Origin of the sequence: Roseovarius sp. MMSF_3281 (assembly GCF_030733685.1) — a bacterium.
Lineage (GTDB): Bacteria > Pseudomonadota > Alphaproteobacteria > Rhodobacterales > Rhodobacteraceae > Roseovarius.
In genome coordinates this window covers 1-2,050 of sequence record NZ_JASHIM010000052.1, presented here as the reverse complement: position 1 = coordinate 2,050, position 2,050 = coordinate 1, and the positions used below count along the sequence as shown (strand labels likewise).

2 protein-coding genes are annotated in these 2,050 nt (G+C 64.6%); both read right to left on the bottom strand.

The window, feature by feature from the left end; all coding sequences use genetic code 11:
* A partial coding sequence (locus RBB32_RS21235; RefSeq protein ID WP_306155752.1) for a ParB/RepB/Spo0J family partition protein occupies positions 1–1,757 on the bottom strand: 1,757 nt, incomplete at its 3' end.
* Between the two features lie 154 nt (positions 1,758–1,911).
* Positions 1,912–2,050: DUF3768 domain-containing protein (locus tag RBB32_RS21230; protein ID WP_306155753.1), on the bottom strand; the 139-nt coding region annotated here is incomplete at its 5' end.

Below are 2,050 nucleotides of genomic sequence, written 5' to 3'. Positions count from 1 at the left end.
CCCAGATCCTCGCCGAGGATCTTCAGGAGCCAGGCCTTCTTGAAGCGGTTGAAGAGCGCCGCATTCGGCGTCCAATGCGCCCGGATGTCGGGCATGATCTCGATCTCGAAGTCATGCATCAGGCTGTCGCGCTGACGGTCCCGTGCGAAGCAGGACTGCGTCGTGCTGGCGGTCGCATAGGCCACGAGCTTGGCCTTCTCCCCTGCATCGAGCGCGCGAAACGCCGCAAACTGATCGGCGGGCGCGCGGCTGTCATCGAGCCAGGACAGATCAAGCGCATCATGCGCCGCCGCCACCTGCTCAAGCGAGGTCTCGTCGATCTCGTCCATCTTGGCATGGCTGCGGTATTCCTTGCGGGCATCGATCTTGATCGCCTGCGTGACACTCATGCCGCTGGCCAGAACGTCACTGACCAGCTTGAAGAGCGTCAGATCGAGTGTGGCTTCCGGATGCAGCGCCATCGCGGCGCCAAGGGCCATGGCCCGCTCGGTCTTGAGATCCTCGGCCAGTGAGGCTGGATAAGTGATTTCGCCCGGGTCCGGGGCCTCCTCCCCGGTCGGGTTGGCCGAGGAGCCGCGCGCGCCCTCCTCTTTGACGGTGTCCTCGGGGCGCACGAGGCCCACATGGAGCGTCACCTGACCGCCCTGCCACGACGCGATCACGCCTGCACGGGCGAGATCCTCTGCGCTGTAGGCCTCCTGCAGATCGCGGGCTTCCTCTTCCAGAGCGTCCACACGGTCGTAAAGGGCGTTGTAGGCACCGTCCTCGAGATCCTCATCCTCCATCTCGAGCTGCAATTTCTCGAGCTCGGCGGTGATCTCATCCACGCGCTTCTGGGCGGTCTCGTCGGGCTCGATCGGGCCGGGATAGACGCGGCCATAGTCGGCCATGGTCGCGTAATCATAGCGCACCATCGCATCGGCCCAAGCAAAGCCTAGCTTCATACGGGCCTCTTCGGAGGCGGCACCGAGCTTCTCGAGCAGGATGGTTTCGACCAGCGCCGCATCCTCCAGCACGGAATGCTCTTCCAGAAGGTCAGCCGCGACGGCGCCGCCGCGGGCCTCGTAGTCCGCGCGCACGAAAGCCCCGATATCATCGCTGACCTGCACACCGCGGGATTTGAGCGCCTGACGGACCGTGTAGGCTTGCAGATAGCCGCCGTCCTTCGTGAGCGCCTCGAAGACCTCGCGCTGCGCCTCTTGGCTCGGATGCTCGGCGAAGGCCTTCATCGTGTCGAGCGTGATCACCTTGCCCCGGGCCGCGGCGCGGATGTCGGGGTGGATAAGGCCATAGCGCAACCGGCCTTTCACGGCGGCCACCGTGGTGCCGAAGGTCTTTGCGATGGTCTCGGGCGTCTGGCCGTCGACCTCCATCATCCGCGCGAAAGCCTCGAACTCGTCAATGGCGTTCATCGGCGCCTGGGTGACGTTCTCGGCGAGCGACAGCGCCGTGGTGACGTCGCACTCCTCCGGCACGAGGCGGCAGTCCACCTTGGTCTTCGCCGTGAACCCCTTGGCGGCCTTGTCTGCGACCAGCTCCTTCAGCGCGGCATGCCGACGGCCACCGGCGAGGACAGAGTATTTGCCGTCGAGCTTCTGGACCAGGAGCGGCTGCAGGAGGCCCAGCACAGCGATGCTGGCCTTCAGATGCGCGATGTTCTCAGGATCATAGGTTTCCGGCGCGTTGCTGCGCACATTGGCAGGATGCGGGACCAGATCGCCGATGGCGACGGTAATGGGCGCAAAGCTTGTGGTCATGGGATATCCTTCTCGGTGGGTGAGATACGGCCCGCGCGCTTGCGCGTGACCAATCCCCGGCTTCGGGGATCACGACGACAAACGGCCCACTCTCCCTTTGAGGGGTCAGTGGGCCTTCATCGTCTCAGATGTCAGGGGGGAGGAGTCCCCTGCCCTACCAGTCGCGCGCCAGCATGATGGTCAGCACGCGCATGGTGGTGGCGGGATTGTCCGGGGTCTCAGCCCCGTAGCGGAAATCCGAATCTGCCTCATAGAGATCGATTTTCCAGAACACGGTCTCGCCCCGGATCTCG